General features: G+C 73.5%; 13 protein-coding genes. 8 read left to right on the top strand and 5 right to left on the bottom strand.

Annotation, left to right across the window (positions count from 1 at the left end):
- Positions 1–28: 28 nt before the first annotated feature.
- The 3 genes from IE308_RS10310 to IE308_RS10300 all read right to left on the bottom strand — a co-directional run bounded on the left by IE308_RS10310 (position 29) and on the right by IE308_RS10300 (position 2,701).
- Positions 29–499 carry an SHOCT domain-containing protein gene (locus IE308_RS10310; RefSeq protein ID WP_110626058.1) on the bottom strand — a complete coding sequence of 157 codons (471 nt, stop codon included), beginning with the start codon at positions 497–499 and terminating at the stop codon, positions 29–31.
- Between the two features lie 123 nt (positions 500–622).
- Positions 623–1,978, bottom strand: coding sequence for a hypothetical protein (locus IE308_RS10305; protein WP_190217620.1), 1,356 nt, complete (start codon positions 1,976–1,978; stop codon positions 623–625).
- A 30-nt stretch (positions 1,979–2,008) separates the two neighbouring features.
- Positions 2,009–2,701 carry an HdeD family acid-resistance protein gene (locus IE308_RS10300; RefSeq protein ID WP_190217619.1) on the bottom strand — a complete coding sequence of 231 codons (693 nt, stop codon included), beginning with the start codon at positions 2,699–2,701 and terminating at the stop codon, positions 2,009–2,011.
- Positions 2,702–2,899: 198 nt separating this feature from the next.
- On the opposite strand from IE308_RS10300, the gene IE308_RS10295 reads away from it, so the two are divergent.
- The 3 genes from IE308_RS10295 to IE308_RS10285 all read left to right on the top strand — a co-directional run bounded on the left by IE308_RS10295 (position 2,900) and on the right by IE308_RS10285 (position 6,006).
- On the top strand, positions 2,900–3,523 hold the full coding sequence (locus IE308_RS10295; protein WP_190217618.1) for a potassium channel family protein: 624 nt from the start codon (positions 2,900–2,902) through the stop codon (positions 3,521–3,523).
- Positions 3,520–4,938 carry a DUF2252 domain-containing protein gene (locus IE308_RS10290; protein ID WP_190217617.1) on the top strand — a complete coding sequence of 473 codons (1,419 nt, stop codon included), beginning with the start codon at positions 3,520–3,522 and terminating at the stop codon, positions 4,936–4,938. The genes IE308_RS10295 and IE308_RS10290 overlap by 4 nt, the downstream gene beginning before the upstream one ends.
- 156 nt (positions 4,939–5,094) lie before the next feature.
- The gene (locus tag IE308_RS10285) at positions 5,095–6,006 is read left to right on the top strand and encodes a YhjD/YihY/BrkB family envelope integrity protein (protein ID WP_308440106.1); all 912 of its coding nucleotides are present in this window, start codon (positions 5,095–5,097) and stop codon (positions 6,004–6,006) included.
- Between the two features lie 33 nt (positions 6,007–6,039).
- Here the strand turns inward: IE308_RS10285 and IE308_RS10280 are convergent, their stop codons facing one another.
- The gene (locus IE308_RS10280) at positions 6,040–7,953 is read right to left on the bottom strand and encodes a glycoside hydrolase family 15 protein (RefSeq protein ID WP_190217615.1); all 1,914 of its coding nucleotides are present in this window, start codon (positions 7,951–7,953) and stop codon (positions 6,040–6,042) included.
- 264 nt (positions 7,954–8,217) lie between these two features.
- Here IE308_RS10280 and IE308_RS10275 point away from each other — a divergent pair, with 264 nt between their 5' ends.
- From IE308_RS10275 to IE308_RS10255, 5 genes are all read left to right on the top strand, one after another.
- Positions 8,218–10,875, top strand: coding sequence for a winged helix-turn-helix domain-containing protein (locus tag IE308_RS10275; protein WP_190217614.1), 2,658 nt, complete (start codon positions 8,218–8,220; stop codon positions 10,873–10,875).
- A 108-nt stretch (positions 10,876–10,983) separates the two neighbouring features.
- Positions 10,984–11,502 (top strand): hypothetical protein, encoded by a 519-nt coding sequence (locus IE308_RS10270; RefSeq protein ID WP_190217613.1) that lies wholly within the window; start codon positions 10,984–10,986, stop codon positions 11,500–11,502.
- Positions 11,503–11,530: 28 nt separating this feature from the next.
- Positions 11,531–12,373, top strand: coding sequence for a class II glutamine amidotransferase (locus IE308_RS10265; protein ID WP_190217612.1), 843 nt, complete (start codon positions 11,531–11,533; stop codon positions 12,371–12,373).
- Positions 12,370–13,998 carry an MFS transporter gene (locus tag IE308_RS10260; RefSeq protein ID WP_190217611.1) on the top strand — a complete coding sequence of 543 codons (1,629 nt, stop codon included), beginning with the start codon at positions 12,370–12,372 and terminating at the stop codon, positions 13,996–13,998. The genes IE308_RS10265 and IE308_RS10260 overlap by 4 nt, the downstream gene beginning before the upstream one ends.
- Positions 13,999–14,088: 90 nt before the next feature.
- A complete protein-coding gene (locus tag IE308_RS10255; RefSeq protein ID WP_110626049.1) occupies positions 14,089–14,286 on the top strand; it encodes a DUF8691 family protein in 198 nt (65 codons plus the stop codon).
- A gap of 20 nt (positions 14,287–14,306) precedes the next feature.
- Here the strand turns inward: IE308_RS10255 and IE308_RS10250 are convergent, their stop codons facing one another.
- A complete protein-coding gene (locus IE308_RS10250; RefSeq protein WP_190217610.1) occupies positions 14,307–15,884 on the bottom strand; it encodes a serine/threonine-protein kinase in 1,578 nt (525 codons plus the stop codon).
- Positions 15,885–16,007 lie beyond the last annotated feature (123 nt).

Here is a 16,007-nt window from a genome sequence, read left to right as displayed (position 1 = left end):
GGGGGTGCCTCGTTTCGTTGGTGCGGACTCAGTGGGCGGCGGACGTTGTCGTGGACGCGCTCGTGGCACCGGCTCCGGCGCCGACGGGTCCGGTCTCGCTCAGGACGAGAGCCTTGGCCCGGCGGAACTCCTCGTCGGTGATGTCACCGCGGGACCGCATGTCCGACAGCTTGGCGAGTTCGTCGGCGCTCGTCGGACGGCTGCTCTCGCCCGCGGTCTTCTTGATGTACGCGTCGAGCTGTGCCTGCTGCGCCTGGGCGTGGGCGATCTCGCGGTGGCCCATGCTCTTGCCGCGCGCGATGACGTAGACGAAGACACCGAGGAAGGGCAGCACGATGACGAAGATCATCCAGCCGGTCTTGCCCCAGCCGCTCAGCTCGTCGTCACGGAAGATGTCGCCGATGATCCGGAAGAGCAGGACGAACCACATGATCCACAGGAAGAACCACAGCATGGTCCAGAACATGCTCAGGAGCGGGTAGTCGTAGGCGAGTTCCATGGGGCGCTCATCTCTCTTCGCTGTTCCGGGCGGGGTCGTCCACGCAGGCACTCCTCCGCCGTCTTGAGCTGATCTCAGCGTGCACACGTCCGGTACGGACGGCCTCACCCCGGACGGGTGAGCTCACGGGCCGCCCGCGGGGCCGGGCTCGGCGGCCGGCCCACCGGCCCGGCCCCCCGTCGCCGAGGCCAGCACGGCGAGGACGAGGAGGACCACCACGACCAGCCCGGCCACCAGGGCCACTACACCGACCGTGGGGTGGTTCCACAGCACCAGGGCAAGCGCCCCCAGCCCGAGGACCACGCCGGTGGTCCACCGTCGGTGGCCGTCCAGCCAGCGGCCGGTGGTCCCGGTGTCCATGCCGGCGTCGCGCAGCCCCCGGCCCGCCGCGCCGGTGGCACGCCCGGCCCCCGAGCGCACGCCGCGGGCCACCCGGCTCGGACCGTACAGATACGCGGCCAGGGCCGTGACCACGGCAACGACCAGCAGGGTGCGGGCCGCGCTGCGCAGGAACCGTATGAAGGTGTCGTAGACCACCGCCGCGGCGTCCGCCGGCAGCGCCGAGGAGGGCACGGAGTCGAGGTAGACACGGCGTACGACCGCCAGGCCGACCAGCAGCACGATCATCATCACGGCGACGCCGCAGGCCGTGACCAGCAGCATCACGCGGTGCGCCGGAGCGATCCACACGGCGAGGGCTGCCAGCACCAGGGTGATCACCGGCAGCCAGGCACCCATGATGTCCAGCAGCCGCATGGCGTCCTGCGCCTTGGACAGCTGCTCCGTCTCGAACAGGGTGACCTGCCGGTCGGGCGTCGGGATGGCGTCGGCCTTCTCGAAGCCCTGGTCCACGAGGCGCTGCTTGACCTCGTCGACGACGGTGCCGAGGTCAAGCGTGATGGCATCGTCCTGGGCACGTACGGCCCGGCTCTCGTCCCCGGTGAGCATGCCCACGACGTTCGCGTGGGCGCGCCGGTTGGCGCCCTCCCAGGCCTGCTGGAAGACGGGACCGCTGACCACCCGCTGCACGATGCCGTGCACAGCGCTGGTCAGCGCGCCGCGCAGCGGTCCGGCCAGGGCGGCGGAGCGGTCCACGACCGCGGGTGGCGCACCCGCGTCCGCCAGCGACTTGCTCAGGGCCGCGACCACCGCGTCGACGTCCACGTTGGCCACGACCCGGGCGGTCAGCCGGTCGCTGACGACCTCCTGCACGGCCGGCTCCTCCGCCAGCGGGGCGACGGTCTCCACATACCGGTCGGTGTCGGTGACGGTGTCGTCCACCCAGGCGGCGACGAGGGCCGCCGGTGCGAGCAGCAGAGCGAGAAGCAGCAGCAGCGACGCGCCCGCGTAGCGCGTCTTGCGGTGGCGTACGGCGGCCGCGCGGCGCAGCCGCTTGTAGTGGGCGTGCTCGTCGGCGCTGAGCACGACTCCCGGGTCCGGTCCGGGCGGGGGCGACGAAGGGGACGGCTGGGAGGGCATGGGCAACTCCTCGGATGTCGGGTCCGGGCGTCACACCGCCGGCCGGCTCGCCCCGGCGTCGGAGCGGTTCTTTGCCAGCGCGGACCGCAGCGCGAAGGCCAGGACGAGTTCGGCGACCCCGAGCAGCACCAGCCACAGGCCGAGCAGCCGGGTCAGCGCCACCGCGGACTCCGACGGCAGCGCCAGCACCACCACGCCCGCCACGACCGCCAAGGCCGAGACACCGAGGACGAAGCCGCGGTGCGGCATGCCCTTGGCGGCCAGGGCCGCCCAGCCGGTCAGCATGCCCGACACCAGCCAGACGGCGCCCGTGATCAGGGACAGCGCGGCGATCGTCTGCAGCGGATGCCGCAGGCACAGCACCCCGGCCAGCACGTAGACCACCGCGATGAGCAGGCCCGCGAGCCGGTCGCCGTGCTCCCGGGCGAACGCGGCGACGAAGCGGAAACCGCCCGTCACGAGCAGGTACAGGCCGATGAGCACGGCCAGCACGTGCAGGGTCTCGTCCGGCCAGACCAGGATCAGGATGCCCGGCACCAGCGTCGTCACCGCGGAACCCAGCAGCCACGTCCAGGACCCGCCCAGCCGGGCGAGCCGTTCCTCCGGACCGGCGTCCGCCGCTTCGGCCGGCGGCCCGCCGCGGCCGCCGTCCCCGGTGGCCTCGGCGCCGTACGCCAGAGGGTCCGGTGTGGTGTGCGGTGCCGGGCCACGCGACACGGTCATGGCTCCTCCTCGGTGGACGCGGTCCGGCACCGGACCGCCTGGGCACGGCGCGTGCGGTGTCCGCACCGCCCTCGTCACGCCAGCCTCCTGCGTGTCACCGCCCGCCGGGTCACCCCTCGCGGGTGATCCGGTCCGGCCGCCCTCACGGTGGGCTGGTCCGGACAGACCCGGAGGCTCCGGAGGGACGACTGCCACGCCATGGACGAACCGGTCGCTGCCCAGCAGCAGGCCCCCGAGCGGACGCCCTCCGCGCCGGCGGCCCCGGCCCCGCGCCCCGGCCGGCTCGCGACGGCCGTCGCCCTCGCACGGGCCGGTCTCATCGCGGCCGCCCTCGTCGCCGTCTACTACCTGCTGCCGCTGGACCGTCCCGGCCAGGCGGCCACCACCGCACTCCTCGTCTGCGGACTGCTCGTCGTCGCCGGCGTCTTCGCCTGGGAGGTGCGGACCATCGTGCACGCGCCGAACCCGCGCCTGAAGGCCGTCGAGGCGCTCGCCGCCACGGTGGCGCTGTACCTGGTCCTCTTCGCCGGGACGTACTACCTGCTGGGGCGTTCCGCCGCGGGCTCCTTCAGCGAACCGCTGACCAAGACGGACGCCCTGTACTTCACGCTGACCACGTTCACCACCGTCGGGTTCGGGGACATCAGCGCCCGCTCCCAGGCCGCCCGCGTGGCGACGATGTTCCAGATGGCAGGCGGGCTCGTCGTGGTCGGCGTCGCGGCACGGATCCTCGCCCAGGCCGTGCAGACGGGGCTGCGGCGCCAGGGCGGACAGGCCGCGGTGCCACGCGCCGACGGCAACGAGACGGAGGAACCGCCATGACGACCCAGCTCACCGACGAGAGCGAGCACGCCGTCCTGTCACCCGCCGAACGCGCGGCGCACGGCAGGGAAGCCCGCAGGCGCGCCCCGCGCTCCTGCCACGGCTGGTTCGAGGCGGACGGCGACCGGCCCGACCCCGTCGCCGTGCTGGAGCGCCAGTCCGCCACCCGCGTCCCCGAGCTGGTGCCCGTCCGCTACGGCCGCATGCTCGAGTCCCCGTTCCGCTTCTACCGGGGCGCCGCCGCCCTCATGGCCACGGACCTCGGCCGCCTGCCGAGCACCGGCCTGACCGTGCAGCTGTGCGGAGACGCCCACCTGCTGAACTTCCGGCTGCTGGCCTCACCCGAGCGGCACCTCGTCTTCGACATCAACGACTTCGACGAAACCTTCCCCGGCCCCTTCGAATGGGACGTCAAACGCCTCGCGGCCTCCTTCGCCATCGCCGGCCGGCACAACGGCTTCTCCGCCTCCGAACAGGACGGCGCCGTCCGCGCCTGCGTCCGCGCCTACCGCGCCCGCATGCGGGAGTTCGCGGCGATGCCCACCCTCGACGTCTGGTACGCCCAGGACGACGCCGACCGCATGAGCGCCCTCCTCGCGTCCTCCATGAGCAAGGACGCCCGGCGCCGCACCGCCGCCGCGACGGCGAAGGCCCGCACCCGCACCCATCTGCAGGCCTTCGCCAAACTCACCCGCGTCACGGCCGACGGCCGGCGCATCGCCCCCGACCCGCCCCTCGTCACCCCGCTGCGGGACCTGCTCACCGACCCGTCCGACGACCGGCAGGAGAAGGAACTGCGCGGCGTGGTGGAGGACTACGCGCGCACCCTGTCCTCGGAGCGCCGGTTCCTGCTGCGCCGCTACCGCCTCGTCGACATGGCCCGCAAGGTCGTCGGCGTCGGCAGCGTCGGCACCCGCTGCTGGATCCTGCTCCTGCTCGGCAAGGGGGACGACGACCCGCTGCTGCTGCAGGCCAAGGAGGCGCAGGAGTCGGTGCTCGCCGCCCACACCTCGGGCCCCCGGTACGACAACCAAGGCCGGCGTGTGGTGACCGGGCAGCGCCTGATCCAGACCACCAGCGACATCTTCCTCGGCTGGACCCGAGCCGTGGGCCTCGACGGTGTCGGCCGGGACTTCTACGTCCGGCAGCTGTGGGACTGGAAGGGCATCGCCCGCCCGGACACCATGGACCCGGACCTGCTGCGCCTCTTCGCCCAGCTGTGCGGGGCGGGCCTGGCCCGGGCGCACGCCCGCTCCGGCGACCCGGTGGCGATCGCCGCCTATCTCGGCGGCAGCGACCGCTTCGACCGCGCCCTGGCCGCCTTCGCCCAGGCCTACGCCGACCAGAACGAGCGGGACGCCGACGCGCTGGCGGCGGCCGTCGCCTCGGGCCGCGTCCGGGCGGGCGCCCTGTGACGTGTCCGCGGCGCGGGAAGCGGGCCGCACGGGGCCGGTCGGCTGAACGCCCCTTGTGCCGTCCCTGGCCGGGCGCGCACCGCGGCTACGCTCGGGCCGTTCCCGTTCGCTGACGTCAAGGAGGGCAGTACGACGGCCGGCCGCGATCGCGAACGTCTGCGCAGGACACTGACGTTCTGGCTGCGTCCCGCCTTCGCCCTGCGCGTCCTCAACCGCTTCCAGCGCGTCGTCGGGTTCGACCGGTCGATGGCCCTGGCGTCCAGCGCCTTCACGGCGCTCGTCCCCCTCGCCCTCCTGGCCGGCGCCGTCCTCGGCAGCCTCGTGCACATCGATCCCGCCGAGCGGATCATCGACCGCTACGACCTCAGCGGCGCCGGCGCCGACGCCGTGACCTTCCTCTTCTCTCCCGACCAGCACGACACCGCGAGCACCGGCGTCTTCGGCGTGCTCTTCCTGACGATCTCCGTGCTGAGCTTCGCGCGCGCCGCGCAGCGGCTCTTCGAGCAGACCTGGGAACTGCGCCCGCTCAGCGTCCGCAACTCGCGCAACGGCCTGTGGTGGATCCTCGGGCTCGGCGCCTACGCGCTGGTCAGCGGCTGGATCACCGCGGTGCTGGGCGGCAGGCTCGCCGGCCTGCCGGCCCTGGCCTGCGAGGCCGTGGTGACGGCGGCGTTCCTCGTCTGGAGCGGCTCGGTCCTGTCGGCGAAGCGGATCGTCCGACGGGAGCTGATCCCGTTCGGCGTCGTCGGAGCCGTGACCACCTCGCTGTACTCCTGGGGCGCGTCCCTGTACCTGCCGCGCCTGTTCAACTCGTACGCGGACCGCTACGGCGTGGTCGGCAGCGTCTTCGCGATGATCTCGGCCCTCTTCGCGGCCATGTTCGTCCTCGTCGCCTCGGCCTCGCTGGGCCGCGAGGTCGCCGACGAGCTCGGCCGGATCCGGCAGGGCGTCCGGCCTTCGGAGCACGAGGTGCGCCAGGAGTGGGAGAGCATGGTGGAGCAGATGCGTTCCCGCTGGCGGGAGGTCCGCGAGGACGTCTCCCGCCGCAGGAAGCGCACCCGCTCCTGACCCGTACCTCCGTCAGCCCGGCGAGCGGCCGGCTCAGCCGCCGTCCGGCCCCGGCACCGTGCCCTCGTCCGGCACGGTCAGACCCACGGTCGCCGGACGGCGCGGCCCGCCGGAGCCGGGCCGCCGGCCGGGCCGGTCCAGTTCCTCGTCCAGCGCCATGGCCGCCGTGACCAGGGCGAGGTGGGTGAACGCCTGCGGGAAGTTGCCGAGTTGCTCGCCGGAGGGTCCGATCTCCTCGGCGAACAGGCCGACGTGGTTGGCGTAGGTGAGCATCTTGTCGAAGGCGTACCGGGCCTGGGCGATCCTGCCGCTGCGGGCCAGCGCCTCCACGTAGAAGAAGCTGCAGAGGTTGAAGGTGCCCTCCGAGCCGCGCAGGCCGTCGGGGGACGCCGCCGGGTCGTAGCGGTAGACCAGGCTGTCGCTGACCAGTTCCTCGTCCATGGCGTCGAGCGTGCTCAGCCAGTCGGGGTCGCGCGGCGAAAGGAAGCCCACCTTCGGCATGAGCAGCAGCGAGGCGTCCAGCACCTCGGTGTCGTAGTGCTGCACGAACGCCTGCCGCTTCTGGTGCCAGCCGCGCTCGACGATCTGCCGGAACACCGTGTCGCGCGTCCGGGTCCAGCCGAGGAGGTCGCCCGGGCGGGAGAAGTCCCGGGCCGCCTTGATGCCACGGTCGAAGGCCACCCAGGTCATCAGCCGGCTGTAGGTGAAGTTCTCCCGTCCGCCGCGCGTCTCCCAAATGCCCTCGTCGGGCTGGTCCCAGTTCTCCGTGAGCCAGTCCAGCACCTCGCTCAGCGCCTTCCAGCCGCGGACCGCCCCGATGTCCCCGCCGATGACCAGGGCGTCCGACGCCTCGCCGTAGATGTCCAGCTGGAGCTGGTCCGCCGCCGCGTTCCCGGCCCGCACCGGGTGGGAGCCCCGGTAGCCCTCCAGGTGGTCCAGGACCTCCTCCGTGAGGTAGGGGTCGCCGTCGACGCGGTACATGATCTGCAAGGGGTCGCCGCGGGAGGTCTCCCGGGCCTCGATGCGGTCGCGCAGCCAGCGGCGGAAGGCCTGCGCCTCCTCGTGGAACCCCAGATCGATCAGTGCCCGCACGGACAGCGAACCGTCGCGGACCCAGGTGTAGCGGTAGTCCCAGTTGCGCTCACCGCCGATCTGTTCCGGCAGGCCCATGGTGGCGGCGGCGATCGGGGCGCCGGTCGGCGCGTAGGTGAGCAGCTTCAAGGTGATAGCGGACCGGTTCACCATGTCCTGCCAGCGCCCCCGGTAGGTGCACGCACGCAGCCAGGACAGCCAGAAGGAGCGGCAGGCCTCCAGCTCGTCCACGACCCCCTCCAGCGAGGGACGAGCCGGGACGGGACCGTCGCCCGTCGTGCTCGTCAGCACGATCGCCGCGGCCTGACCGGCCTTCAGGGTGAAGCGGGAGACGACGTCGTCGCCGTCGGCCCGCAGCTGGACACCGGTCGTGGACTGCACGTACAGCCCGGCGCCCGAAGCTTGGAACACGGCCAAGTGGTCCTCGGACAAGGTCACTTGGTGTGTGCCGCGGCCGTAGTCGAAGCGCGGGCGGCACGCGAGGGTGAAGGGCAGGCTGCCGCGTACGACGCGGGCCACCCTGACCAGGCGGTGCCGGCCCTCGGGCACCGAGGAGTCGAGGGGCACCATGAAGTCGGCCACCTCGCCGACCCCCTCGGGCGCCATGAAACGGGTGACCAGGACGGCCGTGTCGGACAGGTACAGCTGCCGGACCGCCGTGCCGTCCCCGGACGGCAGGTCCGCGGCCAGCCGGCAGTATCCGCCGCGTTCGCTGTCCAGCAGCGAGGCGAACACGCTCGGCGAGTCGAAGCGGGGCGCGCACCACCAGTCGATGCTTCCGGCGGAGGAGACCAGCGCGGCAGTCTGCAGGTCGCCGATCATGCCGTGCTCGGCGATGGGCGGGTAATCGTTCACGGTGGCCTCCGGCTCACGGACGTGCCTGCGGCACGGTGCCGGGGCGGCCGGCACGCCCTCAGCGTGGGTGCACCCCGCCGGATGGGCATCACCCACGGCGGGTGAGACCGCACCGCCCGCGACCTGGAGCACGCCGTCGCCGCGCCGCTCCCGGCGAGGGACCACCGGCCCGGGACCAGGGCCGTTCGGCCCCTGGGTGGCGCACCGGCGGGTTGCGAGGGTGTCATGGGAGGAGAGCGCTGACCAGCCACTGCGACCCTTCGGATGGTGAGAGCTGTGGCAGCTGACGACGAGATCCCGTGGCCCCCCGCGGGCCAGGACGTCGATCCACTGGGCGATCCCTTCCTGCGGACCCGTTTCGTCCTGCCCGCGCGGCCGGTGACCTTCCTGCGCCGCCGACGCCTGGTCGAACGCCTCCACCACGCGATGACGACACCGCTCGTCCTGGTCGAGGGAGCCGCCGGCGCCGGAAAGACCCTCCTGGTCGCCGACTGGGCCGCGGACCTCGACGGGCCGGTCGCCTGGCTGACCGTGGACGAGGGCGTCCGCCGGCCCGGCATGTTCTGGGCCCACCTGATCAAGGCGCTGCACACCGCGGATGTGCCGCTGCCCGACGACATCGGCTTCCCCTCCGACGGGCGCCAGGTCGACCGCACCCTGCTCAACCGGCTGGCGGCCCGGCTCAGCGGCCACAGCACGGGCGTGACGGTCGTCATCGACGAGTACGACAAGGCCGTACCCGAGGTCTCGGAACAACTGGCGTTCGTCCTGCACCACGCCGGGCCGGGACTGCGCCTGGTCCTGGTCACCCGCACCGAACCGCTGCTGCCGCTGCACCGTTACCGGGCGGCCGGTGGACTGACCGAGATCCGCGACGCCGACCTGGCCTTCACCCCCGAGGAGGCCGTCGAGCTGCTGGAGGCGCACGGGCTGCGCCTGCCGCTCGCGGCGGCCGACGACCTGGTGGACCGCACGCGCGGCTGGGCGGCAGGCCTGCGGCTGTGCGCCTTGGCCGCCCGGCAGAGCCCGGACCCGGAGCTGTACCTGAAGGAGTTCGAGGCCGGCCACAGCACCGTCGCCGACTTCCTCCTGGCGGAGGTTCTGGAGCGGCAGCCTCCGCTGACGCAGGACCTGCTGCTGCGCGTCAGCGTCCTCGAACGGTTCTGCGCCGACCTCGCGGACACGCTGACCGGCCGCGCCGACGCCGCGCCCATCCTGGCCGAACTGCACCACGCGAACGCCTTCGTGGAGGACCTCGGGCACTCCTGGTACCGCCTGCATCCGCTGTTCCGGGAGATCCTCGGCGTCCATCTGCGGGAGCGCTGCCCCGGACTGGAGCCGGAACTGCACCGGCGGGCCGCGCACTGGCTGCGGCGGTCCGGCGCGCTGCCGGAGATGGTCAGCCACGGCGCGGCCGCCGGAGACTGGGAGTTCACCGCCCGCGCCCTCGTCGACGACCTGGCGATCGGCCAGCTGTTCACCGGCCTGTGCTCCGACGACCTGGCCGGGCTGTTCGCCGGCATGGAACCCACGACGACACCCGAGTCCGACCTCGTCCAGGCGGCCCGCGACCTCGCCCGCCACGACCTCGACCGGGGCCTGGCACACCTGCGGCACGCGAAGGAACACCTGGCCGCCGAGGACGCGGGCCTCCCCGCCGCGCAGCTCAGCTGCGCTCTGCTGGAGGCCCTGGCGGCCCGCCTGTCCGGATCTCTGAGCGGGGCCGAACAAGCGGCCCGGGCCGCCCGGGAACTCCAGCGGGAGGTCCCCGGCCACCTGCTCGACCGGCATCCGGAACTCCCCGCCCTGCTGCTGACCCACGTCGGCTCGGCGAGGCTGTGGGCGGGGCACCTCCAGGAGGCACGCGCCGCGCTCACCCTGGTCACCGGCGACCAGGGCGGAGCGTCGACCGCGGTGCCCCGGCAGGAGTCACTGGTCCACCTGGCCCTCATCGACTACCTCGACGGCTGGCCCGACAAGGCCCAGCGCCACGTGTCGGCCGCCCGGGCGGAATCCGAACGGTTCTCCCTGCCGGAGCACGCCGACTCCGGCCTCGGGGGAGTGGTCATGGCGGCCGTGGCCGTCGAACGCGACGAACTGGAGCGGGCCCGGACCCTGCTCGACCAGACGCCCGCGGGCGAGACGCCGGACCCGGTGACGGCGGCGGGCCGCTCGCTGGTGACGGCCCGGCTGCTGCTGGCCGAGGGCAAGGCACGCGCCGCGCTGGCGGCCGCCGCCACCGACGTGCCCGCCGACTTCGCCTCGCCCTGGGCTGAGGAGCACACCGCACTGGTCACCGCCTCCGCCCACTTGGCCGAAGGCCGGCCGGAAGCCGCGGCAGACGTGCTGCGCGAGCTGCGCACCGAGCAGCCGGCCTGCGCCGTCGGCATGGCACGGGCCCACCTCGCGGCCGGCGACCCGTCGACGGCCCTGGGCGTCCTCGACGCGATGCCGGGAGCCCAGCACGCCGGCCCGGCGGTGCGCGTGCGCGCGATACTGGTGCGGGCGCAGGCCGCGCACGCCGACGGCGACGAGGCCACCGCCCGCCGCCTGCTCACCGACGCGCTGCTGGCCGGCCGCCGCGACCGGCTGCGCCGGCCCTTCCGGGAGGCCGGAGCCTGGATCACGCCGCTGCTGGCCCGGACGCCGCTGCGGGAGCTGGCCGCGGGCTGGCTCACACCGGGCGAGGCGGCGCCCGGCGCGGGGGCCGAGCCCGCCCCCGTCCTGGTCGAGCCGCTGAGCGAACGCGAGCACGATGTGCTGGTGCGCCTCGCGCGGATGATGTCCACCGAGGAGATCGCCGCCGACCTGTTCGTCTCGGTGAACACGGTCAAGACCCACGTCAAGAACCTCCACCGCAAGCTCGCCGTGAACCGGCGCACGGACGCCGTACGCCAGGCCCGCCGGCTGGGACTCCTCTGACGGCGGCCCGGCATCGCCCGCCAGGGGTGAGGCCCGGCACCGCCTCTTCGGGTGCGATGGGAGCGGCGGCGGGCAGGGCGTCCGGCCGCCGTCCGGAAGGCAGCCCCCATGGTGAAGCTCGAACCGACCGCCGCCCGTGAGCGGCGCCGGGAGCGCCGCGCCCACGCCGACTACACCGGCGGCGTCTACGGCTCCCTGCTGGCCGCCACCGTGCTCATCGGCGCCGACGCGCTGGGCGACTTCCCCCGGGTGCAGGTGGTCGCGCTGCTGCTGCTGAGCGGCGTGGCCTTCTGGATCGCGCACGTGCACGCCCAGCTCTTCGGCGAGCACCTGGCACAGCACCCGCTGGACCGCCATACCGTCCTGCACGTGTGCCGGGACGAGTGGCCGATCGTCAAGGCGGCCGTCCCGCCCGCCGTGGCCGTGGCGGTCAGCCCCCTGCTGGGGCTCGACGTGCCCGGCACCCTCTGGCTGGCCCTCGGCGTGGCCCTGGCCGGGCTGGTCGGCTGGTCGCTGGCGGCGGCGAAGCGGGCCGGCGCCTCGGCCCGGCTGCTCGTCCTCACCGCCCTGGTCAACCTGCTCCTCGGCCTGCTGATCATCTCCTTCAAGCTCTTTGTGAAGCACTGAGCCTGACGGCGAAGAGAAGGGTTCCACGATGTGCCGCTGGATCGCCTACTCGGGCACCCCCATCCTCCTCAGCAGGGTGCTGTTCGAGCCGACGCACTCCCTGATCGACCAGAGCCTGCACTCCCGCATGGGCGTGGAGACGACCAACGGGGACGGCTTCGGCATCGGCTGGTACGGCGACGACACGGCAGCCACCCCGGCCGTCCTGCGCGACGTCGGCCCGGCCTGGAACAACCGCAACCTGCGGGAGGTCGCCCACCACGTCCGCTCGGGCCTGTTCTTCGCCCACATCAGGGCCGCGACCGGCACGGCCGTGCAGCAGTCCAACTGCCACCCGTTCCGGCACGGGCCCTGGATGTGGATGCACAACGGGATGATCGAAGGGTTCCGCCTGATGAGACGGGACCTCGCCGTGGCCGTCGACCCGGCGCTCTACCCCGACATCGAGGGAACCACCGACTCCGAGCTCATGTTCTTCCTCGCGCTCACCTTCGGACTGACCGACGATCCGCCAGGCGCCGTGGCCCGCATGGCGGGCCTGATCGAGGAGACGGCCCACGAGCGCGGCATCCGGAACCCGATCCAGATGACCATCGCGGTCAGCAACGGTGACGGGCTGTGGGCCTTCCGCTACTCCAGCGAGGGCCGCTCACGGTCGCTGTACTTCAGCACCGACGTGGCCACCCTGCGCGGCCTGCACCCCGACGCCGCGTTCCTGCAGAACATCTCGGACGAGACCCGCCTCATCGTGTCCGAACCGCTCGGCGGACTCTCCGGCGCCTGGAACGAGGTGCCGGAGAACAGCTACGGCCTCGTCCAGCCGGGCCGGGACGCGCTGCACTCCTTCCACCCGGTGAGGCCGGCGCCATGAAGCACTGGCGGGCCCTGATCGTGCTCGGCACCGCCCAGTTCCTGATGGTGCTCGACACCTCCGTCATGAACGTCTCCATCAGCCAGCTCGTCGAGGACTTCGACACGGAGGTCACCGCCATCCAGGCGGTCATCACCCTGTACGCGCTGGTCATGGCCGCGTTCATGCTCATCGGCGGCCGGCTCGGAGACATCCTGGGCCGACGCCGCATGTTCCTCGTCGGACTCGTCGTCTACGGCGTCGGGTCGGCCCTGACCGCCGCGGCACCGACGCTGTGGGTGCTCACACTGGGCTGGTCCGTCATCGAGGGGCTCGGCGCGGCCATGGTGCTGCCGGCCATGGCCGCCCTCGTCGCGGAGTCGTACCGCGGCCGGGACCGGGCCGTCGCCTACGCGGTCATCGGCGGGCTCGCCGGAGCCGGCATCGCCATCGGCCCGCTGCTGGGCGGCTGGGTGACGACGTACCTGACCTGGCGGCTGGTCTTCGCCGGGGAGGTCGTCCTCGTCGTCGCCATGCTGCTGTGCCACCGGGTGATCGCGACACCCGCCCCGAGCGGCCCGCGGCCCGGCCTGGACGGCGTCGGAGCGGTGCTCTCCGCGGCCGGACTGGGGCTGGGCGTGCTCGGCGTCCTGCAGAGCAGCACCTGGGGCTGGGTGCAGCCGCGCAACCCTCCCTTCACGGTCTTCGGTCTCGCCCCGACCCTGTTCGTCGTCGCGGCGGGCGTGGCCGTCCTGGACGCCTTCCGCCACTGGGAGCGGCGCCGCGAGGCCCGGGGCGCCGACCCCCTCGTCCACCTGTCGCTGCTCGGCAGGCCGGTGCTGCGGTCCGGCCTGCTGACGCTGCTCAGCCAGAACCTCATCCTGCTCGGGCTGTTCTTCTGCATCCCGCTCTATCTCCAGGTCGTGCAGGGGTTCGACGCCTTCGAGACGGGCCTGCGCCTGCTTCCGGTGTCCGCCACCATGCTGGTGACGTCCCTGTCCGCGTCCTCGCTGGGCCGGGTGATCGGCCCGCGCCGGGTGGTCAGGATCGCCCTGCTGATCCTGACGGCGGCCGTGGTGTGGCTGCTGGCCACGATCGACCCGGCCATCGACGACGCCCAGTTCGCCGGAGCCATGGCCGTGCTGGGCATCGGCGTGGGCCTGCTCGCCTCCCAGCTGGGCAACGTCGTCCAGTCCGGCGTCGGGCAGGACGAACGCAGCGAGGCCGGAGGGCTCCAGTTCACCGCACAGAACCTGGGCTCGGCCCTGGGCACCGCCCTCATCGGCTCGATCCTGGTCGGTGCGCTGGCCCACGCCTTCACCGCCCAGGTCGCGGACGACCCGCGGCTGTCCCAGGCGGCCCGCGACCAGGTCGGCGTCGCCCTGGAGGCCGGGATCACCTTCGTGCCGACCGACCAGGTCCGCACCGCCGCCGAACGGGCCGGCCTGCCGCCGTCGGAGGTCGAAGCCGTCGCCGACTCCTACGCCGCCGCGCAGCTGGACGGCCTCAAGGCGGCGATCCTCGCGACCGGGGGAGTGGCCTTGGCCAGTTTCCTGGTCACTCCCCACCTGCCGACCGCCGACGGGAACCGCCGGCGCCGGCCGTCCGCCGAAGCCCCCGTGCCCACCGGCCGCAGGGTCACCTGATCCGGGTGAGGCCCGCACCGCCGGGAGGGCGCAGGATCGCTGGAAAGGGCGCCGTCGGCCCGTCCCAGCAGGCCGTGGGAGGTCAGACCCGTGCGCTATGAGATCCGCGTCGAGGGAAACCTGTCGGACACGCTCGCCAAGGCATTCCCCGAACTGGGCCACGTGGTGATGTCGGGCGAGACCGTCCTGTACGGCACCGTCATCGACGAGGCCCACCTGTACGGCCTCCTCGCACGCTGCCGCTCCCTGGGCCTGCACGTCGTGGAGATGCGCCGCCTGCCCGAGTGACCTAGGGGGCGGGCCGGCCGTCAGTGACTGCGGCGCAGCCGGGAGGGCGCCCCCGCCGACTGCGCGCCCTCCTCCCCGAGCGACAGGGTGTCGTCGTCCGTCAGCTCGACGACGTACACATGCCCCTTCTCGCAGGTCAGCAGGGAGGCGGAGCGATCGGTGGGGTGGCTGGTGACCGCTTCGAGGACGGCGGTGCCGCCGCGTACCTCGCGCAGTTCGAGCGCCTCGGTGCAGCCCACCTCGCGGCGCGTGCCGACCTCGCTGACATGGCTGACCTGCTTGCCGGCCAGCTCCCCGACCGCCGCCGCGTGGAGGGTCAGCGTGACCTCGAACGAGTCGGTGCGCGGTGCCAGTCGTCCGTCGGCGGCGGGGTTGCCCGGCCCGGAGCCGGTCCAGACGCCCAGCCAGCGCGCGGGGAGCGCCGACGCCGTGACCGCCACGGACGGCGCAACGGACCCGCCCACCTGCGGGCCTGTGCCCCCCTGCCCGCCGTGCCCGCCGAACGGGTCCAGCAGCGACACCACCAGCGCCGCGACCGCCGCGACGCCGACGACGGCGGTGACGACCCACGCGGTACGCGCCCCGCGCTTCGCCGGGGAAGGCGCCGACCGCTCGCCGCCGCCCGCCATGGCGTCCGTGAAGGCGGCAGGGGGCGACGGAGGCCCGAACACCCCGACGGGCCGTCCCGGCCCGCCCGCCCCCACCAGGCGCGCGACCTCCGCCTCGCGGGCGGCGAGATCGTCGGCGAGTCCGGCCGGCAGCGCATGCCTCCAGCCCGCGTCGGGGCGCCGCGGCAGCAGCTCGGTGAGTTCCCTGCCGAGGGGACGCCGGTCGGGATCCTTCGCCAGGCAGCGCGTCACGACCGGCAGCAGTCCCGGGGGCAGCCCGTCGAGGCGAGGCTCCTCGTGCACGACGCGGTACAGCAGGGAGGCCGCCGAGACGTCCTCTCCCGGGTACTGGAAGGGGCTGTGCCCCGTCGCCGCGAACACCACGACGCAGGCGAGGGCGAAGACGTCCCCGGCCGGGTGCACGACGCCCTGGGCGATCTGCTCGGGCGGGAGGTAGCCGGGGGAGCCGATGACGCCGTTGCCGCGGGTGTGCCGTGAGTCGTCGGCCGCCCGGGCGATGCCGAAGTCGATGAGCATCGGCCGCTCCCGGGCCAGGAGGATGTTCGACGGCTTCACGTCCCGGTGCGTGAGCGCGCAGTCGTGTACGGCGGTGATCGCGGCGGCGAGTTCCCCGGCCAGCGCGCGCACGCTCACCTCGGGCAGCGGCCCGTGCCGGCCGACCCGGTCGGCGAGCGAGGGCGCGGGGACGTACTCGGTCGCGAGCCACAGGGGGCGCCGGCCGGGCGGGCTGAAGTCCACGACGGAGACGGTGAACGGCGAGCGTACGAGGTCGCTGTTGCGTATCTCCCGGGCGAACCGGGCCTCGAAATCGGCCCCTTCGGCGAGGTCCGGTCGGACGACCTTCAACGCCAGCGGCCGCCCGGCCGGGGTCCGCGACAGATAGACCTGCCCCATCCCTCCGGCGCCGAGGCGTGCCAGCAGCGGATACCCCCCGACCGTCGCCGGATCGGTCGCGTCCACCGGTCTCATGCTCCCCCTCACGATTCCGCCGGCCCGAGGGTGGTCGGGCGGCCAGCAGCATACGTAGTCGACACAGGATCATGCCGGGTGGAGAGCAGTCGTTCCGGCGGGCTCCGTCCGGGAGGGCGTCGT

This window comes from Streptomyces griseosporeus (genome assembly GCF_014656055.1).
GTDB classification, from domain to species: domain Bacteria; phylum Actinomycetota; class Actinomycetes; order Streptomycetales; family Streptomycetaceae; genus Streptomyces; species Streptomyces griseosporeus.
The sequence above is the reverse complement of the archived record's forward strand: the minus strand, read 5'-3'. Positions and strand labels throughout refer to the sequence as shown.